This is a genomic window from Aureimonas altamirensis (assembly GCF_023702225.1).
GTDB lineage: Bacteria > Pseudomonadota > Alphaproteobacteria > Rhizobiales > Rhizobiaceae > Aureimonas > Aureimonas altamirensis_B.
In genome coordinates this window covers 364,170-387,001 of record NZ_JAMQCO010000003.1, presented here as the reverse complement: position 1 = coordinate 387,001, position 22,832 = coordinate 364,170, and the positions used below count along the sequence as shown (strand labels likewise).

The following is a 22,832-nucleotide window of genomic DNA, read 5'->3' as shown; positions in this document are numbered from 1 at the left end:
GGTCAGTGCCCATGCTGGTGATAGCCTTCGCCTTCACGGACCTTGCCCCGGAAGGTCCAGTAGGAATAGGCGGTATAGGCCAGGATCATCGGCACCAGCACCACAGCCCCGACGAGGATGAACGCCAGGCTCTCGTCCGGAGCGGCGGCCTGCCAGATCGTCAGCTCGGGCGGCAGCATGTTGGGATAGAAGCTGATGCCGATGCCGATATAGGACAGGACGAAGAGACCCAGCGCCGAAAGAAAGGGCCGGTAGGCGGAGATGGGGTCGCGCAGACTTCTGAACAGGCTCAAGGCGCAAACCAGCAACAGGATGGGGATGGGCGCCACGAACAGGATTTGCGGAAAGCTGAACCAGCGCGAATAGAAGGCATCCTGCAGGAAAGGCATCCACAGGCTGACCGCGCCGATCAGCGCCAGAGTGCCGATGCCCGTCAGTTCCCCATAGCGGGCGGCAAGACGGTTCAGCGGGCCTTCCGTCTTCAGGACAAGCCATGTCGAGCCGAGAAGCGCGTAACCCACCACGACGGCGCAGCCCGTCATGATCGAGAAGGGCGTCAGCCAATCGTACCAGCCGCCGGCATAGGCGCGGTTCTCGATCTCGATGCCCTGCACGATTGTGCCCAGCGCGACGCCTTGCGAGAAGGCGGCGATGAGCGAGCCGAAAAAGAAGGCCATGTCCCAGACGCCGCGCCATCGCACGGTCTTGAAGCGGAATTCGAAGGAAACGCCCCGGAAGATCAGCGCCAGCAGCATCACGATGATGGGCGCGTAGAGCGCCGGCATGACGATGGCGTAGGCCAGCGGAAAGACGGCGAACAGGCCGCCGCCGCCCATGACCAGCCATGTTTCGTTGCCATCCCAGAAGGGCGCGATCGTGTTGATCGCCGTGTCGCGGTTCTCATCCCGTTTCAGGAACGGGAACAGGATGCCGATGCCGAGGTCGAACCCGTCGAGCACGACATAGGCCAGGACGGCGAAGGCGATGATGAAAGCCCAGATGAGGGGAAGGTCCATGGCTCTCTCTCCTCAGCGCGACGGCGCGGTCGTGCCGCCGCTTTCCTGCATCTGCTGCCCGGGCGTGATGCCGGATGTGCGGATGGGCTCCTTCGGGTCCGGCCCCTGCTCGAAGACGGAGGGCGCCCTGGCCATCGACCGCAGGATGTAGAACGTGCCCGTACCGAACACGATGAAATAGACGATGATGAAGGCGACGAGGCTTGCGCCGACCGCTGCGGCGGCGATGGGCGAGTGGCTCTCCGCCGTCCGCAGCAGCCCGTAGACCGTATAGGGCTGGCGTCCGACCTCCGTGGTGATCCAGCCGGCCAGAACGGCCACGAAGCCCATCGGGCCCATCATGACGCTGGCCCGCTGCAGCCATGGGTCGGTGACGATGGAACCGCGAAACCGCCTGTAGAGCGCCCACATGCCGAGGCCGAGGATGGCGAAGCCGATGGCCACCATGATGCGGAACGAAAAGAAGACGATGGGCACATGCGGCCAGTCTTCGCGCGGGAAGGCGTCGAGGCCCTGAACCTCCCCGTCGAGGGAATGCGTCAGGATGACCGAGCCCAGATTGGGGATCTCCACCGCATAGCGTGTCTCGCCCGCTTCCATGTCGGGAAGCCCGAACAGGGTGAGGGGCATGCCGCCATCCCGGTTGGTGGTGAAATGTCCCTCCATGGCCGCGACCTTTGCCGGCTGGTGCTCCAGCGTGTTCAGCCCGTGCTGGTCCCCCGCGAAGATCTGTATCGGCGCGACGATGGTCGCCATCCAGAGCGCCATCGAAAACATGGTTTGAGCGGCCGCGTTGCCCCGGTCGCGCAGGAGGTGGAAGGCGCCGACGGCGCCGACGACCAGCGCCGTGGTCAGGTAGGCGGCCAGCACCATGTGGGCCAGGCGGTAGGGGAAGGACGGGTTGAAGACGATGGCCCACCAGTCTACCGGAACGAACTGGCCGTTTTCCGCGATGGCGAAGCCGGCCGGCGTCTGCATCCAGGAGTTGACCGACAGGATCCAGAAGGCCGAGCCGAGCGTTCCGATGGCCACCATCAGCGTGGCGAAGAAATGCAGGCCCTTGCCGACGCGGTTGAGGCCGAACAGCATGACGCCCAGGAAGCCGGCCTCCAGGAAAAAAGCCGACAACACTTCGTAGGCCATCATCGGCCCCAGGATGGGCCCTGTCCTGTCGGAGAAGACGGACCAGTTGGTGCCGAACTGGTAGGAAAGGACGATACCGGAAACGACGCCCATGGCGAAGGAGACTGCGAAGATCTTCAGCCAGTACTGGAAGATCGTCAGGTAGACCTGCTTGCCGGTTCCCAGCCACAGCCCGTGCAGCACCGCCAGATAGGAGGCCAGTCCGATGGTGAAGGAGGGGAAGATGATGTGGAACGCAACGGTGAAGGCAAACTGGAACCGCGCCAGCAAAACAGGGTCGAACGAATCGAACATGCCGTGTCCCCTATCCGACATCCGGTGCGAACCGGCATCGTTTCTTTGGAATCCATCTAGATGCGATGGAGGATCGAGAAAGACGCTACGGCAAAAAAACGAAACCGGTGATTGGACGGATTGTCTGTGGATCAAGCGCGCGGCGGGCTTCAAAGCCGCAGGCCCGGCGGTTATGAAGGCGGCCTGTCCTTAAACGAGGTGCTCGCGTTTCCGCCATGGCCGGATGTCCTCATCCATGAAGGTTGCCGTCGATCTCGGCTTCACCGCCACGGGCGACCCGGCGGAAATGGACCTGGAAGAGCTCCTGTCCACGCGCTTGCTGGTGCAGGGCAATTCCGGATCGGGCAAGTCGCATCTGTTCCGCCGCATCCTGGAGCAGAGCGCCGAAGTGGTGCAGCAGGCGATCATCGATCCGGAAGGCGACTTCGTCTCCTTTTCCGAGCGGTTCGGACATATCGTCGTGGACGCCAACCGCACGCCCAGCGAATTGGCCCGCATCGCGAACCGCATTCGCCAGCATCGTGCGTCCGTGGTGCTGAACCTCGAGGGGTTGGACGCCGAGGTGCAGATGAGCTGCGCCAGCGCCTTCCTGAACGGGCTTTTCGACGCCGACCGCCATTATTGGTATCCGATGCTCATAGCGGTGGACGAAGCGCAGATCTTCGCTCCGGCCGTCGCCGGCGAGGTGGGGGACGAGGCCCGCCGCGTTTCGCTTGGCGCGATGACCAACCTGATGTGCCGTGGCCGCAAGCGCGGGCTTGCCGGCATGATCGCCACGCAGCGGCTGGCCAAGCTTGCCAAGAACGTCGCGGCCGAGGCCTCCAATTTCCTGATGGGGCGCACCTTCCTCGACATCGACATGGCGCGTGCGGCCGATCTTCTGGGCATGGACAGGCGGCAGGCGGAACGCTTCCGGGATCTGGAGCCCGGCCAGTTCGTCGCGCTGGGGCCCGCTCTGTCGCGGCGCCCGATCCCCGTGCGGATCGGACCCGTGGAGACGGCGGGACGGTCGGGCCGCCCGACATTGATGGCCTTGCCCGAAACCCCGCGCGAGGCGATGGCGGACCTGATCTTCACCGCCGGCGCGGACGAGCCGGACGACCTGCCCGAGCCGATGCTGCGGGAGCCGCAGGTAGCGACGCGCGAGTTGCTGGAGCGGGTCAGCACGGCCCGTCCGTCCATTTCCGCTCCCCTGCCGGAAGAAGAGCCGACGCCGGAAGAGCTCGCGGACAGGCAGCAGACTTTGGACTCCATCTTCGCCGCACTGCTGGAAGATCCGGACGCGGCCTTCCGGCCGGCGGCGGTTCTGTATCAGGATTTCCTCATGCACTGCCGCCTGAAGCGCATCGGCGGGGCCGACACCGATATGTCAAGCTTCCGCAGGCGGCTGGCACTGGCACGCGCCGGTGTCAGCGAAGAGACCGAGGATGACGACTGGCGGCAGGTCATCGATCGTTCCGAGCAACTGCCGGAAGACATGCAAGGCGTCTACATGATGCTGGCGCATGCCGCGCGCGAAAATGACCCGTGCCCCAGCGACGAAGCGCTTGCCCGCGCCTATGGCAGCCACTCGCCCTCGCGCGGGCGCTTTCTTCTGACCTACATGGCGGACCGTTCGTTCATCCGCTGCGAAACGGATTTCCGTGGCCAGCGCGTGGTGACGATCGCCGGCAGCGGCTGGCGTACGGGAGCGGGTGCCGCCAAGCCCGGCGCGCCCACGGCGCCGCGCCGCGCCCGCCGCGCCTGACGCTTTTTTCCGGCCATTGCCCTTTAAAGCGGTTCCAAAGGGAGCAACTATCCCGCCATCGCACACCGATGACGGCTCCCATGCGTTTCGCCCTTGTCTGCCCACCCTACGCCAGCCACATCGCCGCCTTCGAGGCAATCGGCGAAGCGTTGCTGGCGCGCGGCCACGACGTGGCTTTTCTTGCGCATGGCGGGGTCGGACCGGAGTTGACGCTGGAGGGCGCGACCTTCCTTGCGCTGCCCGGTGACGAGGCCGACCTTGCCCGGCTTCGGCGTGAGGCGGGTGGGCGCAACGGCATGATTCGGCTGTGGAGGATTTTGCGGAACGGCGCGCGCGCGACCCAGGATCTTGCGCGCCATGCGCCCGCATTGCTGCGCGGCGAGGGGATAGAGGCGCTGCTGGTCGACCAGATGGAACCGGGCGGCGGCCTTGTCGCCCGCAGCCTCGGGCTGCCGTTTCTGTCCGTCGCCTGCTCCCTGCCTGTCGACGTCGATCCGGCCTTGCCGCCACCCTTCATCGGCTGGCCGTACGACCCTTCGCCGGAGGGCTTGAAGCGCAATCGCGGCGGCAGGCGCGTTGCGGACATGGTGCTGAGGCCGCAGAGGCAGGCGATCAGGCGGGCCGCCGCGCGATTGGGGGTAGACGAAGCCGAACGCCTCGAGGATTGCCTGTCGCCGCTGGCGACCCTGTCGCAGACAAGCGCCGAATTCGATTTCCCGCGCGCGGTCGATACGCGCGTCCGGTCGCTGGGCCCTTTCCGCCGCTTTCGGCCGGTGTCGCTTTTCGCTCCGAAGGAACGTCGGCCGCTGGTCTATGCGTCCTTCGGCACGATGCAGGGACACAGGCTGGACCTGTTCCAGCCCGTCGCCGCAGCCTGCCGGACGCTGGGATTGCGGCTTGTGGTGGCCCATTGCGGCGGGCTCGACGCGGCCGAGGCGGCCAGCATCGACGCCGAGATCGTCACGGCTCACGTCGATCAGCGCGCAATTCTGCGGCAGGCCACGATCTGCGTAACCCATGGCGGCTTGAATACGGCGATGGACGCGGTGGAGGCCGGCGTTCCCATGCTGGTGCTGCCCATCGCCTTCGACCAGCCGGGCGTCGCCGCCCGCGTCGTGCATCATGGCATCGGCCTTGCCCTGTCGCCACGCAGGGCAGATCGCCGTCGCATCGAGGCCGCGCTGCTGCGGCTGATGGCCGAGCCCGGATTTGCACGCAATGCCGCCCGCATGGGCCGCGACATCGAGACGACCGGCGGGGCAGCGGAGGCGGCCCGCCTTGCCGAGGTGCTGTGCGGCTGCCAACCGATGCGGATGGACCGGGCGGGGTGAGGGCGGTCGGATGCATCATCGTCGGGGGTGGACTGGCCGGCGGCCTTGCCGCCTACCGCATGGCCACATTGCGTCCGGAGATCGACCTGCTGCTGATCGAGAGCGCCGGGGCTGCGGGCGGCAACCATACATGGTCGTTCCATGACGGGGACATCTCCCCATCGCAACATCGCTGGCTGGACCCGTTCGTGGAGCATCGCTGGCCGCGTTACGCCGTTGCATTTCCCCGTCGCGGGCGCGTGGTCGAGACGGGTTACGCTTCGATCTCCTCCACGCGCTTTGCCGCGGTGCTGCAGGAAACGCTGGGCGACCGGCTCGCCGTCGGCGTACCTGTCCGCCGCCTGCGTGCAGACGGCGTAGACCTTGCGGACGGACGGTCCATCGCCGCGAACGCGGTGATCGACGCGCGCGGATATCGGCCGGATGCGACGCTGGATGTCCGCTTCCAGAAATTCGTCGGGCTGGAACTCGGCATCGCGGCGCCCGGGCCGGACATGCCGATCGTGATGGATGCGACCGTGCCGCAAAAGGACGGCTACCGCTTCGTCTACACGCTGCCCTTCGCGAAGGGCCGCATCCTGGTAGAGGATACCTATTATTCGGATGGCCCCGACACGCCGGAGGAGGCGCTTGCGGACGGCATCCGCGCCTATGCGCAAGCAAGGGGCTGGAGCCCGACGGACATCCTGCGGCGCGAGGCCGGCGTGCTGCCGATCGCGCTGGGCGGCGACCTGAAGGCCTATCTCGCACAAGCCGGCGGCGTCGTGCCGCTAGGCCTTAGGGCCGGGCTCTTCCACCCGACGACGGGGTACAGCCTGCCCGATGCGGTCCGGACGGCCGACCTGATCGCCACGCAGCCGGACATTGCGACGGCGCCGCTGGCCGCGGCGGTCACGCGACATTCATTGGCCGCGTGGCGGGCGCGTCGGATATTCCGGCTGCTCAACCGCCTGCTGTTCCTGGGGGCGGGCGACGGCGAGCGCCGCGACATACTTGAGCATTTCCATCGTTTGCCGGATACGACGATCGCGCGGTTCTACGCGGCGCGGCTGTCTCCCGCGGACATCATCCGCATCTTCGCCGGCAAGCCGCCGATGCCGGTGCGACGCGCCCTGTCGATCCTGGTGGATGGACGAGCGGCAAGGGAGGCCACATGAACGCGCATCGGGTGCAACGCGCCATCGTGATCGGATCGGGATTCGGGGGCCTTGCCGCGGCCATCCGGCTGCAGGCGGGCGGGATCGAGACGACCGTGCTGGAGCGCCGCGACGCGCCCGGCGGCCGGGCCTATGTCTATCGCGATGCCGGTTTCACCTTCGATGCCGGACCGACGGTCATCACCGACCCGACCGCGCTGGACGAGGTATTTGCCGTCGGAGGGGCGAAGCTGTCCGATTACGTGACCATGCTGCCGGTATCGCCTTTCTATCGGCTGATATGGGAAGACGGCACCGTCTTCGACTATGCCAACGACCAGCGGCAGCTCGACCGCCAGATCGAGGCGATGAGCCCCCCGGACGTCGCCGGCTACCGACGCTTCCTCGACTATTCGCGCGCGGTCTTCGCCGAAGGGTATCAGAAGCTGGGCGCGGTTCCCTTCCTGCATTTCCGCGACATGGTGCGCGCCGGGCCGCAACTGGCGCGCCTGCAGGCATGGCGGAGCGTCTATGCCAAGGTTGCGGGCTTCATCGAGGACGAACGCCTGCGGCAGGCATTCTCCTTCCATTCGCTTCTCGTCGGCGGCAACCCCTTCGCGACCTCGTCGATCTATGCGCTGATCCATGCCCTCGAGCGGGAATGGGGAGTCTGGTTTCCCAAGGGCGGCACCGGCGCGCTGGTCGACGGCATGGTGCGTTTGTTCACCGATATCGGTGGCCGTGTGGAGCTGAATGCCGATGTCGCCGAGATCACCATGGCGAGTGGCCGGGCCACGGGCGTCAGGCTGGCCGACGGGCGCACGATGGAAGCCGACATCGTGGTGTCCAATGCCGATGTGGTGCACACCTACGGCACCCTTCTCGGCGGCGCCGAGCGCGGACGGCGCGCGGCGCGGAAGCTGGCGGCGCGGCGGCACTCGATGTCGCTTTTCGTCATCTATTTCGGACTGGACAGGCTGCACGACCGGCTCGCGCATCATACGGTGCTGTTCGGGCCGCGCTATCGCGCTCTGATCCGCGAGATCTTCAACGGGCCGGAGGTGGCGGACGATTTCTCGCTGTACCTGCATAGCCCCTGCATCACCGACCCTTCGCTCGCGCCGCCGGGCATGGGAAGCTACTACGTCCTGTCGCCCGTGCCGCATCTGGGCAATGCGGATATCGACTGGCAGGTGGCCGGCCCGGCCTATCGCGACCGCATCCTGGACTACCTGGAAGCGCGGCACATGCCGGGTCTCAGGCAGCAACTCGTCACCTGCCGGACATTCACGCCGGACGACTTCCGCGACACGCTGAACGCCCATCTGGGAAGCGCCTTCTCCCTGGAGCCGATCCTGACGCAGTCGGCCTTCTTCCGGGTCCACAACCGCGATCCCGAAATATCGAATCTCTACTTCGTGGGAGCCGGCACCCATCCCGGCGCCGGGGTGCCGGGCGTGGTCGCATCGGCCAAGGCGACGGCGGGCCTCGTTCTGGAAGATGCGTCGCGATGAGCCCAGGCGAGATCGAGGCCCATGCGCAGGGGGCGATCGACAAGGGCTCGGCCAGCTTTGCCGCCGCCGCGCGCCTGTTCGACAGGCGGACGCGATCGAGCGTCGTGCTGCTGTATGCCTGGTGCCGGCACTGCGACGACGTCATCGACGGCCAGACGCTCGGCAGCCGGTCGCTGCGGCCGGATGGCGGCGGGCTCGAGCGGCTTGCCGGGCTGATGCGGGAGACGACGGCAGCCCTGGACGGGGTGCCCGATGGGCCTGCCTATGCCGGCCTGGAACTCGTCGCACGCCGGCACGAGCTTGCACGGGAAGACCTCTACGAACATCTCGAGGGCTTCGGGATGGACGTCCGGGGAGAGCGTTACGAGACGCTTGCCCATCTGCTCGTCTATTGCCATCGGGTGGCCGGCGTCGTCGGCTTGATGATGGCGCGCATCATGGGCGTCCGCGATGCCCCCACGCTGGCGCGCGCGGCGGATCTGGGGCTTGCCTTCCAGTTGACGAACATCGCGCGCGACATCGTCGACGATGCACGTGCCGGACGCGTCTACGTGCCGCAGGACTGGATTGCGGAAGAGGGGCTGTCGCCGGACGATCTCGAAGATCCCGCCCATGCCGCGGCCGTCGCCCGGTTGCGCAGACGCCTGGTGCTGGCGGCCGAGCCCTATTACGCCTCGGCTCGGGCAGGCATCGACAGGCTGCCGCGCCGCTCGGCCCTGGCCATCGCCGCCGCCCATGGAATCTACCGCCGCATCGGCCTCAAACTCGTGGCAGACGCGTCGGCGCCTTACGATCGTCGCATCTCCACGACGCCTGCGGAAAAGCTGGTCGAGTTCGGCCGTGCCGCTACGATCGCGGCCTCGCCCCGCCTGCGGCGCGGCGAGCCGCCTGTTCCGCCTTCACCGTTCCGGCAGCGCGCAGCTCTTCGCTGAGCTTGTCGACGGGCGGGGCGTAGAGGAATCCGAAGGAAACGCAGCCCTCGCGCCCTTCGACGGCGTGGTGCATCCGGTGCGCCTGCACGAGGCGCTTCACGTAGCCCTTGTGCGGAATATGCCGGAAGGGCCAGCGCTGATGGACGAGCCCGTCATGAACGACGAAATAAAAGAAGCCGTAGAGCGTCATGCCGGCGGCGACGGCGCCGGCGACCGGATAGCCGGCGCTGCCGAGGACGAAGAGGCCGATGGCCAGCACCGAAAACACGACCGCGTAGAGATCGTTCTTTTCGAACAGGCCTTCGTGCGGCTCGTGATGGCTCTTGTGCCAGCCCCAGCCGAAGCCGTGCATGATGTACTTGTGCGCCGCGAAGGCGACCAGCTCCATCGCCGCAAAGACCAGAATGGCGATGACGACGAGACCCGTCCAACTTGTCATGACAACGACACTCCTTCCACGCGGCGCTTGCGGACGATCAGGGCAGGCTGGCCCTGGAACACGCCGTCGAGCGCGCTGGACATGCGGCAATCGCGGCCGAATACGCTTTCCAGCGTGGCGTGCGCCGCATCCAGGTGATGGTTCAGGCGAACCTGCGTTCCCGTTGCGCCTTCCTGCCGCAGGAACGTCGATTTGGCTGCGTCCTTGCCGATATCCTTGCCGATGACGAGGGGATCGCCGGAGCTGTCGAGCAGGTCGTCGTAGAGCTGGAAAGCCTGGCCGAGATGCTCGGCGAAATCGGCAAGGGCGCGCTTGCGCATCGTGTCGGCCCGGGCGATGGCGGCGCCCATGGCGACCGAGGCGCCGATGAGCGCGCCCGTCTTGAGGGCGTTCACCGCCTCCGGATCGGCGCCCTCGGCGCCTGCGCCGCCGCGCAGATCCCGGAACTGGCCCCCGACGAGACCGCATGTCCCGACGGCTCCCGACAGGATCCGCGCCAATTCGTTGCGGGTTACGGCATCGGTGCCGCGCAAGGTCGACAGTATCGAGAATGCGCCGGCCAGCAGGGCGATCGCCGCCAATATGGCGGTATCCTCGCCGAAGGCGCGATGCGTGGTCGGCTGCCCGCGCCGCATCTGCGCGTCGTCCATGCACGGAAGATCGTCGAGGATCAGCGATGCCGTGTGCACCATCTCGGCGGCGCAGCCGGCGTCTATCGCAGGTGCGAGCGGGCCGCCGAGATCTTCGCAGACAACCGCGGTCAGCAAGGGCCGAAGGCGTTTGCCGCCTGACGTCAGGGCCGACGCGATCGCATCGCTCAGACCCGCATCGCGACCGGCGACTTGCACTGCAAGCTCCGCCAGCCGCTTGTCCACCTTGCGGCGAAGCTCCTCCAGGTGGTCGGCATGCGAAGGCGTCGGCAAGGCTTCTATGCTCCAGGACCATGGGGCGGTTGCGCCCGCATCTCAGCAGTCTATCTAGTGCGTGAGGCTGCATTGTAAGCACCTTCCGGCGCGGATCGGAAGCGGCACGCGGGGGCAAGGAAACAATGGCGTAATGGACATGCACCGGGGCGACATCTCGAACCGCAAGAACGATCATATCGACCTGGTCCTGTCGGGGGCGGGCATCGTGGCCGGTGCGGCCGACGGCTTGTCGGCCATTCGGTTCGAGCACGTGGCCCTGCCGGAGATCGACATGGAATCGATCGATCTTTCGGCGCGTTTTCTGGGGCGGGACCTGGCGGCGCCCCTGCTGATCAGTTCCATGACGGGTGGGCCGGAGCGGGCCGGCCTCATCAACGAGCGGCTGGCGGAAGCGGCGCAGCACCTGAAGATCGCCCTTGCGGTGGGCTCGCAGCGCATCGCGCTGGAGGGCCGCGCCTGCGAAGGCCTGACCGCGGGCCTGAGGCGCCGGGCGCCGGATATTCCCCTCCTGGCCAATATCGGCGCGGTGCAGCTTGTGGCGGGCCTCGGCGCGGATGGTGCACGCCGCGCCGTCGACATGCTGGAGGCCGACGCGCTGATCCTGCATCTCAACCCGCTTCAGGAGGCGATCCAGCCGGGCGGCAACCATGATTTTCGCGGTATCCTCGCAGCCATCGAGGCATTGACCCCGGCCATCGGCGTGCCCGTCGTCGCCAAGGAGGTCGGCGCGGGCCTGTCGGCGCCGGTCGCGCGAAGGTTGGTGGACGCGGGTGTCGCGGCAATCGATGTCGCGGGCACGGGCGGCACGTCCTTCGCGGCGATCGAAGCGCAACGCCAGGGCGATCCGACGATGCGGGCGGCGGCGGCGGCCTTCGCGGATTGGGGCGTGCCGACAGCCCGGGCCATCGCCGACGTGCGGGTCGCCTGCCCCGAAACCACGCTTATCGGTTCGGGCGGGGTGCGCACGGGTGTCGATGTCGCCCGCGTTCTGCGCCTGGGCGCGGACATGGCGGGGCAGGCGGCGGCCGGCCTCGGCCCGGCCGACCGTTCGACCGACGCGGTGATTTCACATTTCTCGGCCATCATCTGGCAATTGCGGGTCGCCTGCTTCTGTACGGGGTCGGCGGATATTGCCGCCTTGCGGCAGGCGCGGCTGCTGGATCCGCGGTAAAATGCCTTCCATCGGGGCCCTTTCGGCTCTACGAGACTTCCAGTCACGAATCTGAGTTCCTGAAGGACGCGACATGGCGAGAACGCTGACCACCTATCTGGAAACCGGCCGCGGGGATGTCGCCGGCCTGATCCGGCAACTGGCCGACGCTTCGCTCGAACTCGCGGGACTGATCGCCAGCGGCGCGGTCGGCGGCGAGGCGGTGGGCGACGCGCATAATGGCGGCGGCGACGTGCAGAAGGCCCTGGACGTTGCGGCCGACCGCCTGTTCGTGGCCGCGGCGCGGCGCGGCGCGGTGGCGTTCTACGGTTCGGAAGAGCAGGATGACGCCCAGCCCATGGCGGCCGACGGTACGCTGGCGCTCGCCATCGATCCGCTGGACGGATCGTCCAACATCGAGACCAATGTCTCGATCGGAACGATCTTTTCCATCCTGCCCGTCACGGACGCGCACAGGGCAGATCCGGCCACGGTTTTCCGGCAGAAAGGCCGGGACCAGCTTGCCGCCGGCTTCTTCATCTATGGCCCGCAACTGATGCTCGTCGTATCGCTGGGCCAGGGAACCCAGGTCTTCCTGCATGCGCCCGGCGCCGCCGACTTCGTCGAGGTCGACGCCGGAATGTCGATTCCGGAGAAGGCAAAGGAATTCTCCATCAACGCCTCGAACCAGCGCTATTGGGATGCCCCGATCCGCCGCTATATCGACGATTGCCTGGCCGGCGCCGACGGCCCCCGGGAGCGTAATTTCAACATGCGCTGGGTGGCATCGGCGGTGGCGGACGCCTATCGCATCTTCCTGCGCGGAGGCATCTATCTCTACCCCGGCGATACGCGCGAAGGGTATGCGGACGGGCGCATCCGCCTGGTCTACGAGGCGAATCCCATCGCCTTCCTGGCCGAGCAGGCGGGTGGCGCCGGCACGGACGGCGTCCGGCCGCTGCTGGACATCGTGCCGGAGAAACTGCACCAGCGCGTGCCCATCGTGTTCGGATCGCGCGAGGAGGTGCTGACCGTGGCGCGCTACGTCAGCGATCCGGAATCCATCGGCAAGGTCTCGCCGGTCTTCGGGGATCGCGGCGCGATCAATCTTTGATAGTTTGCGGCCTGGTGGTCGCCGGCAATACGGAAAGGAAATGAGTCACATGAGCGCAGAACCGACGCCCGCAGTTGCCTCGAGCGGCACCGATCACCACCCTCGCGACATGGCGAATGCAATCCGCGCACTGGCTATGGATGCCGTGCAGAAGGCCAATTCCGGCCATCCGGGCATGCCGATGGGCATGGCCGACGTGGCGACCGTGCTCTTCCAGGATTTCGTGCATGTGGATCCGTCCGATCCGCACTGGCCCGACCGGGACCGCTTCGTGCTGTCGAACGGCCATGGCTCGATGCTGCTCTACGCGCTGCACTACCTGCTGGGCTACGAGGACATGACCCTCGACGAGCTCCGCAACTTCCGCCAGATCGGGGCGCGCACGGCGGGCCACCCCGAATACGGCCATGCCCTGGGCATCGAGACGACGACGGGCCCTCTCGGCCAGGGGATCACCAACGCGGTGGGCTTCGCACTGGCCGAACGCATGATGAATGCGCGCTTCGGCGACGATCTGGTGGACCACTACACCTATGTCATCTGCGGCGACGGCTGCCTGATGGAAGGGATCAGCCACGAGGCCATCGACCTTGCCGGGCACCTCAAGCTGAACAAGCTGATCGTCCTGTTCGACGATAACGGCATCTCGATCGACGGCAAGACCAACCTGTCCACCTCGACCGACCAGGTCGCGCGGTTCAAGGCCGCCGGCTGGGACTCCTGGCATGTCGACGGCCATGACGTGGATGCGGTGCGCGACGCCATCGCAAAGGCCAAGACGTCCGACAAGCCCGTCATGATCGCCTGCAAGACGGTGATCGGCTACGGCTCGCCCAAGCTGGCCGGCTCCGAAAAGAGCCATGGCGCACCGCTGGGCGATGACGAGATCGCCGCGACGCGCAAGGCGCTCCTGTGGGAAAGCGAGCCGTTCGTCATTCCCGACGCCGTCCTGAAGGGATGGCGTGCCATCGCCGAGAAGAACCGGGAACGCCGCGCCGAATGGGAAAAGCGGCACGCGGCCCATGCCCGCAAGGCCGAGTTCGATGCCGCCGTCGCCTGCGAACTGCCTGCCGACTTCACGGAAGGCATGTCGGCCTATCGCCGGAAACTGTCGGACGAGGCGCCCAAGCTTGCCACGCGCAAATCCTCCGAGGCGACGCTGGAGGTCATCAATGCGATGACGCCGCTGACCATCGGCGGCTCGGCGGACCTGACCCATTCGGTCTTTACGCTCACCAAGGGCATGGCCTCGGTCCAGGCGGACGATTACGGCGGCCGCTATATCCACTACGGCATCCGCGAGCACGCCATGGCCGCGGTGATGAACGGGCTGGCGCTGCATGGCGGGTTCATCCCCTACGGCGGCACCTTCCTCGTCTTTTCCGATTACATGCGCGGGGCGATGCGCCTGTCTGCCCTGATGGGACAGCGCGTCGTCTACGTTCTGACGCATGATTCCATCGGCCTCGGCGAGGACGGCCCCACCCACCAGCCCATCGAGCATCTGGCGATGCTGCGCGCGACGCCGAACATGAACGTCTTCCGCCCGGCGGACGCCATCGAGACGGCAGAGGCCTGGGAGATCGCGCTGACGAGCACCGAGCGCCCGACGGTCCTGTCGCTGTCGCGCCAGAACCTGCCCACAGTACGTGCGGGCGACGTGGCCGAGAACCGCTCCAGGCGCGGCGCCTACGTGCTCCGCGAGGCCGAGGGCGGCGCACGGCAGGTGACGCTGATCGCCACCGGTTCGGAAGTCGAGATCGCCCTGGCCGCAGCCGAGAAGCTGAAAGGCGAGGGGGTTGCGGCCGCCGTTGTGTCGGCGCCGTGCCTCGACCTCTTCGCCGAGCAGGATGCCGGCTACCGCGCCGAAGTCCTCGGCACCGCGCCGCGCGTGGCAGTCGAAGCGGCGAGCGGCTTCGGATGGGACCGCTGGATCGGCGAGAATGGCCGCTTCATCGGCATGCACGGCTTTGGCGCGTCGGGCCCGGCGCCCAAGCTCTACGAAAAGTTCGGCATCACCGCCGACGCCGTGGCAAAGGCCGCGCGCGAGCTCATCTAAGCCCACGCGAGAGGTTGGCCCGGCATCCCCGCCGGGCCGACCGTTGCTTCGGAAACCGGCAGATCACAACTTCGCTATATCCGTTTGAACGCCGGTGACGAACAAATCCTGACGGTGTATTGCGGCGCGTCCTGAACGGAGATTCTCTTGGAACAGACGGCGATTGACGGGCTTGCGCCCGATGTGGTGCCGACCTGGGTCTGGCTTGCCACCATTGGTGGCATCGCGGCCCTTTTCGTGTTCGACTTCTTCACGCATGTGCGCAAGCCGCACGAACCCACATTCCGCGAATCGGCGATCTGGTCGACATTCTATGTCGCGCTGGCGCTGCTGTTCGGCTGGGGCGTCCTGCATTTCTGGGACCGGCAGCACGGCGTCGAGTATTTCGCCGGTTTCATCACCGAGAAAAGCCTTTCGGTCGACAACCTCTTCGTCTTCGTGATCATCATGAAGAGCTTCCGCGTTCCGGCCGCCTACCAGCAGAAGGCGCTTCTGATCGGCATCGTCATCGCGCTGATCATGCGCGGCATCTTCATTGCCCTCGGCGCTGCTGCCATCGAGCGCTATTCCTGGGTGTTCTACCTGTTCGGGGCGTTCCTCTTGTGGACGGCGTACAAGCTGGCAGTGGAAAGCTTCTCGCACGGGGCCAAGAGCACCGACGAGGAATACGAGCCGAACGCCCTGGTGAAGTGGTTCCAGAAGCACCTGCGCACCACCGACGATTTCCGCGGCAATGCGCTGACGGTCATCGAGAACGGCCAACGCTACTTCACCCCGATGTTCATCGTCATTCTGGCGCTGGGCATGACGGACCTTCTGTTCGCGCTGGATTCGATCCCCGCGATCTACGGCCTGACGAACGCGCCCTACATCGTGTTCACTGCCAACGCCTTCGCGCTGCTCGGTCTGCTGCAGCTTTACTTCCTTCTGGGCGGACTGCTGGACCGGCTGGTCTATCTGGGCTTCGGCCTGGCGCTCATCCTCGGCTTCATCGGCGTCAAGCTGATCATCCACGCCATGGAGGCGAACACGCTGCCCTTCCTCAACGATGGCCAGCCGATCGAGGGCCTGCCGCACATCGAGACCAGCTTCTCGCTGTCGGTCATCATCGGCATCCTGGTCATCACCACCGTCGCCAGCCTTCTCAAGAGCCGCGCGACGGCACGAAAGGAGTAGCTCCGCCACGACGCGTCGCTGCCTGTCATTTTTGCTTGCACAAGTTTTGGGAAGACGCTTCTCTTGTGCTCCGGCAGCGCCGCGTTGATCGGGTGTTCAATCGTCACCCGCCTGTCATCCGGGCCGCATATGAGGCGATGCGTTCACACCGGGTGGCAGGGGCGAAAATCCTGCCTTCCCGCCGCTTGAGGGAAGCAGGGGATACAAGATGTTCAAACGTTCGATCTCGCTCGTCGCGCTGGTGGCCATGTCCACGAGCGCGGCGTTCGCCCAGGAAGCGTCGATGGACGCCCTGGTGGCGGCCGCCAAGGAAGAGGGGCAGCTCACCACGATCGCGCTGCCGCACGACTGGTGCAACTACGGCGAGGTGATCGCCGGCTTCAAGGACAAGTACGGCCTGACCGTCAACGAGCTGAATCCGGATGCCGGTTCGGCCGACGAGATCGAGGCCGTCAAGGCCAACAAGGGCAATACCGGCCCCCAGGCCCCCGACGTGCTGGATGTCGGCCTGTCCTTCGGACCGGCGGCGCAGGCCGAAGGGCTGGTGCAGCCCTACAAGGTCGCGACCTGGGACGAGATTCCGGACGACGCGAAGGATGCGGACGGCCATTGGTACGGCGACTACTACGGCGTCCTTTCCTTCGAGATCAACAAGGACATCGTCGAGACGGCCCCGGCCGACTGGGAAGATCTCCTGAAGCCGGAATACGCGAATTCGGTTGCGCTGGCCGGCGATCCGCGCGCGTCGGCCCAGGCTATCCAGGCGGTTTACGCGGCGGGCCTGTCGCGCAAGCCGGACGGCTCTCCCACCGAGATCGCCGAAGCCGGCCTGCAGTTCTTCAAGGAATTGAATGCCGCCGGCAACTTCGTTCCGGTGATCGGCAAGCCGGCCTCGCTGGCGCAGGGCACCACCCCCATCATGATCCGCTGGGACTATAACGCCCTGTCGGGCCGCGACACGCTGGCCGGCAACCCGGAAGTCGAGGTCGTGGTGCCGAAGACGGGCGTGCTCGCCGGTGTCTACGTGCAGGCGATCAGCGCCTATGCGCCGCATCCCAATGCCGCGAAGCTGTGGATGGAATATCTCTATTCCGACGAGGGCCAGCTTGCCTGGCTGAAAGGCTATTGCCACCCGATCCGCTTCAACGCCATGGCCGAGGCCGGCAAGATCCCGCAGGAGATGCTGGACCGCCTGCCGCCGGCCGAAGCCTACAACGAGGCCAAGTTCCCCAGCGTCGCCGAGCAGGACGAGGCCAAGGCCGTGATTACCGCCAAGTGGGACGAGGTCGTGGGCGCCAACGTCCAGTAAGGCTTAGGGGCGCGCGGCATGCCGTGCGCCCTTTCCGTCCGTCCGGCAACTTCCGACAAGCGGGGTTTCATGGCCACAATGGCACGGGCCGGCCTGCCGGCAGGGACGCCCGCCGGGGCCCCGGCGAGGCGCAAGCTGTCCCTGTCCTGGCTTGGGGTCGTCCCCTTCTTCCTGTTCGCACTCCTGTTCCTGGTGGCGCCTACGCTGTACCTGGTGGTCGGCGCGTTCCAGGATCCGGAAGGCAACTTCACGCTCGCCAACATGATCGGCCTGTTCCAGCCGCAGATCATGGCCGCCTACTGGATATCCATTCGCGTCAGCCTGGCCTCCGCCGCGCTGGGCGCGCTGATCGGCTTTTTCCTGGCCTATGCCATCGTGCACGGCAATCTGCCGCGCTGGGTGCGCCCCACCGTCACGACGTTCTCCGGCGTCGCCTCCAACTTCGCCGGCATTCCGCTGGCCTTCGCCTTCCTGGCCACGCTCGGCAGGCTGGGGCTCGTGACGGTGTTCCTGAACGAAGCGTTCGGCGTCAATATCTATCGCCTCGGCTTCAACCTCCTGTCGTTCTGGGGCCTGACGATCACCTACCTGTATTTCCAGATCCCGTTGATGGTGCTGATCATCGCGCCGGCGCTCGACGGGCTGAAGAAGGAGTGGCGCGAAGCGGCTTCCATCCTCGGTGCATCGCGCTGGCAGTACTGGCGCATGGTCGCCCTGCCGGTGTTGTTCCCCAGTCTTCTGGGCTGCTTCCTGCTGCTCTTCGCCAACGCGTTCGGCGCGGTTGCGACGGCCTACGCCCTGACGGGATCCTCGCTCAACATCGTGCCCATCCTGCTCTATGCGCAGATCCGCGGCGACGTCCTCTACAATCCGCATCTCGGCTATGCCCTTGCCGTCGGCATGATCCTCATCACCGGCTGTTCCAACGTGCTCTACATCTGGCTGCGAACCCGCGCCGAAAGGTGGCTCAAATGAGCGCCCGCCGCATCGGGCCCTGGATCGCGGTGTTCGTCGGGGCGCTCTACTTCCTGCTGCCGCTGGTGGCGACGTTCCAGTTTTCGCTGTCGATGCTGCGGGGGCAATGGAGCTTCGAGGCCTATCGCGTCGTCTTCGCCGATCCCCGTTTCCACCAGACATTCCTGTTCTCGGTAGTGGCGGCGCTGGCAACCATCGCAATCGGCGCGCTCCTGGTGGTGCCCACGGCCTACTGGGTCCGGCTGCGCCTTCCGCGCCTGCGGCCCTGGGTCGAGTTCGTCACCTTGCTGCCCCTGGTGATTCCGCCCATCGTGATCGTGTTCGGCTATCTGCGCCTGTACAATTCGTCGTCGTGGCTGCCTTTCACGGGCACCGTCGCAGGCACCAACGTGCTGATGGTGTTCGGCTACGTCATCCTGTCGCTGCCTTACATGTACCGTGCGGTGGACACCGGGCTGACCGCCATCGACATCCGGACGCTGACGGAGGCCGCCGAAAGCCTCGGCGCAAGGCGTCGCACCGTGCTGTGGCGCGTCATCCTGCCCAATGTACGGGCGGCCGTCCTGTCCGGCGCCTTCCTGACCTTCGCCATCGTGATCGGCGAATTCGTCATCGCCAGCCTCCTCAATCGCCCGGCCTTCGGACCGTATCTGCAACTGATCGGCGCCAACCGCGCCTACGAGCCGGCCGCGCTTGCCATGATCGCCTTCGCGGTGACGTGGGGCTGCATGGTCATGCTGCAATTCGTGGGCGGCGCGACGCCGGGGCAGGCCAAGGCGCCGCCGCGCCGCTGGTTCCGCCGCCGCCAGGAAGGGTAAGACATGGGGTTTCTGGAACTGTCCGGGTTGCGCAAGACCTATCAGCACAACGCCGTCGTCGAGAATTTCGATCTTTCCGTGCAGCGAGGCGAATTCATCTCGTTTCTCGGCCCCTCCGGCTGCGGCAAGACGACGACCCTGCGCATGGTGGCCGGCTTCGAAACCCCGACGGCCGGCACGATCCATATCGACGGACAGGATGTCGGCCCCCTGTCGCCCAACCAGCGGCGGATCGGCATGGTTTTCCAGTCCTATGCGCTGTTTCCGAACCTTTCCATCGCCGACAACGTCGCTTTCGGGCTCAAGGTGGCCGGCCGCCCGCGCGCCGAGATCGATGCGCGCGTGAAGGAAATGCTGGAGATGATCAAGCTGCCGCATGTCGCCGGCCGCTATCCCTACCAGTTGTCCGGCGGCCAGCAGCAGCGTGTGGCGCTGGCGCGGGCCATCGCGGTGCGGCCGCGCGTGCTGCTTCTGGACGAGCCGCTGTCGGCGCTGGACGCCAAGATCCGCGTGTCCCTGCGCGAGGAGATCCGCGCCCTGCAGCAGGAACTGGGCATCACCACGATCTACGTGACGCATGACCAGGAAGAGGCCCTTTCCATGTCCGACCGGATCGTGGTGATGAGCGAGGGCCGGATCGAGCAGGTCGGCGCCCCCTTCGAGATCTACAACCGGCCGGCCAGCCGCTTCGTCGCTTCCTTCGTCGGCAATCTCAGCCTACTCGAAGGTCGTTCCGCGCCCGGCGGGCGGGTGCTGCTGGGCGATGAGGCCGTCGCCGTCGACGGCGAGCAGGGCCGCGAAGGCGAAGCCGTCACCCTGGCATTGCGGCCGGAGGCCCTGTCGCTGGACGCCAGCGAACGGCGCAGCAACGGGGTGTCCGGCACGGTGGAACAGGTGGCCTTCCTGGGCTCCGTCGTTCGTTTGCGCGTGGCCACGGCCGGTGGCTCGGCCCTCGTCGATACCTTCAACGACCCGACCCGTCCGCCGCCCGGTCAAGGTCAGCTGGTGCGCATCTTCTTCTCCCCCCAGGACGGGCAGGTGATCCGTTAACGCCCTTGATATTTTTGCACCGCAACCGACATGCCGGTCACCGAAACGTAAGATGCAGGTGAATGGATGATCGTTGCCGGGCCCGTCCTCTATGCCAGGGGCGCCGACAGGACTGCCGCCCATATGACGGTTCTGGCGGTCACGCGGGAAGGCGATACCGCGCCTCTCGTGGCGGCTGCGGGGCAGGAGCATGCGATGGCGGCTGCGGCACGGCTGCAGGGACACGTCGTGTGGATGCGCGATATCGCCCTTCCGGTCGGCGGCGCGGCCCACTACGCGCTCGATGGAACGTCCTACCGCGTCCGAACCGATCTTGGCGGCGGGGTGCGTATCGGCTTCGTTTCGTGCAACGGGCAGGAAAACGGCGACGAGGACAGGGAGCACGAGCATCGCGACGTCATGTGGCGGCGGCTGCGGACCGAGCATGAGGAGCGGCCGTTCGCGCTGCTGCTGCACGGTGGGGACCAGCTTTACGCCGACGAGGCGGTAGAATGCCATCCGGCCATCGCGGCATGGGCCAGGGCCGACCCCGCCCGGCGTGCGCAGGCGCCCTTCACGCCCGAAATGGAGGATGCGCTGCGCGGCTACTTCTTCCGCCGATATCTGGACACGCTGACGCAGGCTGCCGCCGCGCCGCTCTACGCAACCGTGCCCTCGCTGATGATCTGGGACGATCACGACATTTTCGACGGCTGGGGCAGCCACCCGGATGCCCTGCAGCAGAGCCCGATCGCGCAGGGCATCTTCAAGGTCGCGCGGGAAATGTTCATCCTGTTCCAGGTCGGCGCGGCAGAGGGCGCGCTACCGCCCACCTGCCTGGACCCGTCCGGCGCCACGATGACGCAATCGGCGCATTTCCCGGGCTTCTCCGTGTGCCTGCCCGATCTGCGCAGCGAGCGGACGCCCGACAGGGTCATGGGGCCGGCCGGATGGGCCGCCTTCGAACGCGCCCTTTCGGATTGTCCGGCCGGCGATGCGATCCTGCTGGTCTCGAGCGTCCCGGCGCTCGGGCCTCGTCTCAGCCTAGTGGAATCCGTGCTGGACCGCATGCCGCGCGCCCAGAAATACGAGGACGACCTGCGCGACCAATGGCAGAGCCGCAGCCACCGGGAGGAATGGCGTCGATTCCTGTCCTTGCTGGAGGCGAAGGCCGTGCAAGGCAGCCGACCGCTGACGGTGATCTCCGGCGAAATCCATCTTGCGACCCGGGCCGAGATGCGGCTGGAGGACGGTTCGACCATGCACCAGCTTGTGGCGTCGGGCATCACGCATCCGAAGCCGCCGGCAGCCTTTCCGCTGGCGCTCAGCCTTCTGTCGCGGCTGGGCGAGTCGCCGCTCCGAGGCCGCCCGATCCGGATTTTTCCGCTGCCGGGCCGCCGCATGCCCTACATCGCCGACCGGAACTATCTCGTCGTCACGCGGCGCGAAGGTCGATGGAGCGCCGAATGGGAGCTGGAGGAAACCGGCCGAACGCCGGCGCTGGCCCTCTAGCAAAACTTTCCGAACCTTGATTTTTGGTCGGGTTTTTCCCCGAGGCGGCTTGCGGGCGAAAGGGCGTACCCTCCGCCCGCGTTCCCTCGACGCGAATATTGCATTCTACTTGTGCACGATTGACAGGCGGGCGGAAGCGCGGGAGCTTGAACTACAAGATTGATAGACATTTCCTCGGGAGACTTCATGATCCGCCTTCTTCCCCGATTGCTCGCTCTTGGACTTGTCCTGTCGGTAGCCGCCCCGGCCATGGCGCAGACGGTCCTGCTGAACGTTTCCTACGATCCGACGCGGGAGCTGTACCGCGATTTCAACGACGCGTTCCTCAAGCACTGGACAGGGGAGGGGCATGCCCCCGTCGAGATCCGCCAGTCGCATGGCGGGTCCGGGGCGCAGGCGCGCACGGTCATCGACGGGCTGGACGCGGACGTCGTCACGCTGGCGCTGGAAGCGGATATCGACGCCATCGCGGCCGCCACCCAGAAAATTCCCGCCGATTGGCGCGGGCGTTTGCCGCACAACTCGGCCCCCTATACGTCGACGATCGTCTTCCTGGTCCGCAAAGGAAATCCCAAGGGCATCGCCGACTGGGGCGACCTCCTGAAGGACGGCGTCCAGGTGATCACGCCCAACCCGAAGACTTCGGGCGGGGCGCGCTGGAATTACCTCGCGGCCTGGGCCTATGCCAACAAGGCGTTCGGCAACGATCCGGAAAAGACGAAGCAGTTCGTCGGCGATCTCTATCGCCACGTGCCGGTACTGGACACGGGGGCGCGGGGCTCCACCACGACATTCGTGCAGCGTGGCATCGGCGATGTGCTGCTGGCCTGGGAAAACGAAGCCTTCCTGGCCATCGAGGAACTCGGACCCGACCAGTTCGATATCGTGGTTCCCTCCATCTCCATCCTGGCGGAGCCGCCGGTGACGCTGGTGGACGGCAATGTCGATGCCAAGGGCACGCGCGAGGTGGCGACCGCCTATCTCGAATATCTCTACTCGGCCGAGGGTCAGACCATCGCGGCGCGTCACTTCTACCGGCCTGCCGAACCGGAGAAGGTGACGGAGAAGGGCGAGCTGGAACGCTTCCCCGACGTGGAACTCGTGTCCATCGACGACGCGCAGTTCGGCGGATGGGCCAAGGCGCAGCCCGAGCATTTCGGCGACGGCGGCATCTTCGACCAGATCTACCGGCCTGCCAATTGAGCGGCTTCA

19 protein-coding genes are annotated in these 22,832 nt (G+C 66.4%); 15 read left to right on the top strand and 4 right to left on the bottom strand.

Annotated features, from left to right (window positions below; translation table 11 throughout):
* Positions 1 to 2: 2 nt before the first annotated feature.
* A complete protein-coding gene (gene cydB / locus NDN16_RS07080) occupies positions 3 to 1,016 on the bottom strand; it encodes a cytochrome d ubiquinol oxidase subunit II (protein WP_251112908.1) in 1,014 nt (337 codons plus the stop codon).
* A 12-nt stretch (positions 1,017 to 1,028) separates the two neighbouring features.
* Entirely contained in the window at positions 1,029 to 2,453 is a 1,425-nt protein-coding gene (locus NDN16_RS07075; RefSeq protein ID WP_251112907.1) for a cytochrome ubiquinol oxidase subunit I, read from the bottom strand.
* A 235-nt stretch (positions 2,454 to 2,688) separates the two neighbouring features.
* On the opposite strand from NDN16_RS07075, the gene NDN16_RS07070 reads away from it, so the two are divergent.
* The 5 genes from NDN16_RS07070 (at position 2,689) to NDN16_RS07050 (ending at position 9,113) form a co-directional block, all read left to right on the top strand.
* Positions 2,689 to 4,200 (top strand): ATP-binding protein, encoded by a 1,512-nt coding sequence (locus NDN16_RS07070; protein ID WP_251112906.1) that lies wholly within the window; start codon positions 2,689 to 2,691, stop codon positions 4,198 to 4,200.
* Positions 4,201 to 4,280: 80 nt separating this feature from the next.
* The gene (locus NDN16_RS07065; protein ID WP_251112905.1) at positions 4,281 to 5,531 is read left to right on the top strand and encodes a glycosyltransferase; all 1,251 of its coding nucleotides are present in this window, start codon (positions 4,281 to 4,283) and stop codon (positions 5,529 to 5,531) included.
* On the top strand, positions 5,528 to 6,688 hold the full coding sequence (gene crtY / locus NDN16_RS07060) for a lycopene beta-cyclase CrtY (RefSeq protein WP_251112904.1): 1,161 nt from the start codon (positions 5,528 to 5,530) through the stop codon (positions 6,686 to 6,688). Before NDN16_RS07065 ends, crtY begins: the two co-directional genes overlap by 4 nt.
* Positions 6,685 to 8,181 carry a phytoene desaturase gene (locus NDN16_RS07055; protein ID WP_251112903.1) on the top strand — a complete coding sequence of 499 codons (1,497 nt, stop codon included), beginning with the start codon at positions 6,685 to 6,687 and terminating at the stop codon, positions 8,179 to 8,181. Before crtY ends, NDN16_RS07055 begins: the two co-directional genes overlap by 4 nt.
* On the top strand, positions 8,178 to 9,113 hold the full coding sequence (locus NDN16_RS07050) for a phytoene/squalene synthase family protein (protein ID WP_251112902.1): 936 nt from the start codon (positions 8,178 to 8,180) through the stop codon (positions 9,111 to 9,113). Before NDN16_RS07055 ends, NDN16_RS07050 begins: the two co-directional genes overlap by 4 nt.
* On the opposite strand, the gene NDN16_RS07045 is transcribed toward NDN16_RS07050, so the two are convergent.
* A complete protein-coding gene (locus NDN16_RS07045; protein WP_251112901.1) occupies positions 9,028 to 9,552 on the bottom strand; it encodes a sterol desaturase family protein in 525 nt (174 codons plus the stop codon). The two genes, NDN16_RS07050 and NDN16_RS07045, sit on opposite strands and share 86 nt — an antisense overlap.
* On the bottom strand, positions 9,549 to 10,475 hold the full coding sequence (locus NDN16_RS07040; protein WP_251112900.1) for a polyprenyl synthetase family protein: 927 nt from the start codon (positions 10,473 to 10,475) through the stop codon (positions 9,549 to 9,551). The genes NDN16_RS07045 and NDN16_RS07040 overlap by 4 nt, the downstream gene beginning before the upstream one ends.
* A 139-nt stretch (positions 10,476 to 10,614) precedes the next feature.
* Between NDN16_RS07040 and fni the strand changes: the two genes are divergently transcribed.
* The 10 genes from fni (at position 10,615) to NDN16_RS06990 (ending at position 22,823) form a co-directional block, all read left to right on the top strand.
* Positions 10,615 to 11,649 (top strand): type 2 isopentenyl-diphosphate Delta-isomerase, encoded by a 1,035-nt coding sequence (gene fni, locus NDN16_RS07035; protein WP_251113015.1) that lies wholly within the window; start codon positions 10,615 to 10,617, stop codon positions 11,647 to 11,649.
* A gap of 73 nt (positions 11,650 to 11,722) precedes the next feature.
* Complete coding sequence (locus tag NDN16_RS07030; RefSeq protein WP_251112899.1) at positions 11,723 to 12,742, top strand: class 1 fructose-bisphosphatase; 1,020 nt, start codon at positions 11,723 to 11,725, stop codon at positions 12,740 to 12,742.
* Between the two features lie 49 nt (positions 12,743 to 12,791).
* Positions 12,792 to 14,801 carry a transketolase gene (tkt, locus tag NDN16_RS07025; RefSeq protein ID WP_251112898.1) on the top strand — a complete coding sequence of 670 codons (2,010 nt, stop codon included), beginning with the start codon at positions 12,792 to 12,794 and terminating at the stop codon, positions 14,799 to 14,801.
* 147 nt (positions 14,802 to 14,948) lie between these two features.
* The gene (locus tag NDN16_RS07020; RefSeq protein WP_251112897.1) at positions 14,949 to 15,977 is read left to right on the top strand and encodes a TerC family protein; all 1,029 of its coding nucleotides are present in this window, start codon (positions 14,949 to 14,951) and stop codon (positions 15,975 to 15,977) included.
* Positions 15,978 to 16,224: 247 nt separating this feature from the next.
* Positions 16,225 to 17,286 carry an ABC transporter substrate-binding protein gene (locus tag NDN16_RS07015; RefSeq protein WP_435301070.1) on the top strand — a complete coding sequence of 354 codons (1,062 nt, stop codon included), beginning with the start codon at positions 16,225 to 16,227 and terminating at the stop codon, positions 17,284 to 17,286.
* A gap of 78 nt (positions 17,287 to 17,364) precedes the next feature.
* Positions 17,365 to 18,261, top strand: coding sequence for an ABC transporter permease (locus tag NDN16_RS07010; RefSeq protein ID WP_435301069.1), 897 nt, complete (start codon positions 17,365 to 17,367; stop codon positions 18,259 to 18,261).
* Complete coding sequence (locus tag NDN16_RS07005) at positions 18,258 to 19,079, top strand: ABC transporter permease (protein ID WP_251112894.1); 822 nt, start codon at positions 18,258 to 18,260, stop codon at positions 19,077 to 19,079. The genes NDN16_RS07010 and NDN16_RS07005 overlap by 4 nt, the downstream gene beginning before the upstream one ends.
* Positions 19,080 to 19,082: 3 nt before the next feature.
* The gene (locus NDN16_RS07000) at positions 19,083 to 20,129 is read left to right on the top strand and encodes an ABC transporter ATP-binding protein (protein WP_251112893.1); all 1,047 of its coding nucleotides are present in this window, start codon (positions 19,083 to 19,085) and stop codon (positions 20,127 to 20,129) included.
* Positions 20,130 to 20,195: 66 nt separating this feature from the next.
* Complete coding sequence (locus NDN16_RS06995) at positions 20,196 to 21,620, top strand: alkaline phosphatase D family protein (RefSeq protein WP_251112892.1); 1,425 nt, start codon at positions 20,196 to 20,198, stop codon at positions 21,618 to 21,620.
* Between the two features lie 186 nt (positions 21,621 to 21,806).
* Entirely contained in the window at positions 21,807 to 22,823 is a 1,017-nt protein-coding gene (locus tag NDN16_RS06990; RefSeq protein ID WP_251112891.1) for a sulfate ABC transporter substrate-binding protein, read from the top strand.
* The last annotated feature ends 9 nt before the right edge of the window (positions 22,824 to 22,832 follow it).

What these genes read in the sequence shown, in the direction of transcription:
- fni (WP_251113015.1), top strand. Translation starts at nt 10,615, where the DNA reads ATGCACCGGGGCGACATCTCGAACCGCAAGAACGATCATATCGACCTG.
- NDN16_RS07030 (WP_251112899.1), top strand. Translation starts at nt 11,723, where the DNA reads ATGGCGAGAACGCTGACCACCTATCTGGAAACCGGCCGCGGGGATGTC.
- NDN16_RS07015 (WP_435301070.1), top strand. Translation starts at nt 16,225, where the DNA reads ATGTCCACGAGCGCGGCGTTCGCCCAGGAAGCGTCGATGGACGCCCTG.
- cydB (WP_251112908.1), bottom strand. Translation starts at nt 1,016, where the DNA reads ATGGACCTTCCCCTCATCTGGGCTTTCATCATCGCCTTCGCCGTCCTG.
- NDN16_RS06995 (WP_251112892.1), top strand. Translation starts at nt 20,196, where the DNA reads ATGATCGTTGCCGGGCCCGTCCTCTATGCCAGGGGCGCCGACAGGACT.
- NDN16_RS07010 (WP_435301069.1), top strand. Translation starts at nt 17,365, where the DNA reads ATGGCACGGGCCGGCCTGCCGGCAGGGACGCCCGCCGGGGCCCCGGCG.
- tkt (WP_251112898.1), top strand. Translation starts at nt 12,792, where the DNA reads ATGAGCGCAGAACCGACGCCCGCAGTTGCCTCGAGCGGCACCGATCAC.
- NDN16_RS07070 (WP_251112906.1), top strand. Translation starts at nt 2,689, where the DNA reads ATGAAGGTTGCCGTCGATCTCGGCTTCACCGCCACGGGCGACCCGGCG.
- NDN16_RS07005 (WP_251112894.1), top strand. Translation starts at nt 18,258, where the DNA reads ATGAGCGCCCGCCGCATCGGGCCCTGGATCGCGGTGTTCGTCGGGGCG.
- NDN16_RS07045 (WP_251112901.1), bottom strand. Translation starts at nt 9,552, where the DNA reads ATGACAAGTTGGACGGGTCTCGTCGTCATCGCCATTCTGGTCTTTGCG.
- NDN16_RS07075 (WP_251112907.1), bottom strand. Translation starts at nt 2,453, where the DNA reads ATGTTCGATTCGTTCGACCCTGTTTTGCTGGCGCGGTTCCAGTTTGCC.
- NDN16_RS07055 (WP_251112903.1), top strand. Translation starts at nt 6,685, where the DNA reads ATGAACGCGCATCGGGTGCAACGCGCCATCGTGATCGGATCGGGATTC.
- NDN16_RS07000 (WP_251112893.1), top strand. Translation starts at nt 19,083, where the DNA reads ATGGGGTTTCTGGAACTGTCCGGGTTGCGCAAGACCTATCAGCACAAC.
- NDN16_RS06990 (WP_251112891.1), top strand. Translation starts at nt 21,807, where the DNA reads ATGATCCGCCTTCTTCCCCGATTGCTCGCTCTTGGACTTGTCCTGTCG.
- NDN16_RS07065 (WP_251112905.1), top strand. Translation starts at nt 4,281, where the DNA reads ATGCGTTTCGCCCTTGTCTGCCCACCCTACGCCAGCCACATCGCCGCC.
- NDN16_RS07050 (WP_251112902.1), top strand. Translation starts at nt 8,178, where the DNA reads ATGAGCCCAGGCGAGATCGAGGCCCATGCGCAGGGGGCGATCGACAAG.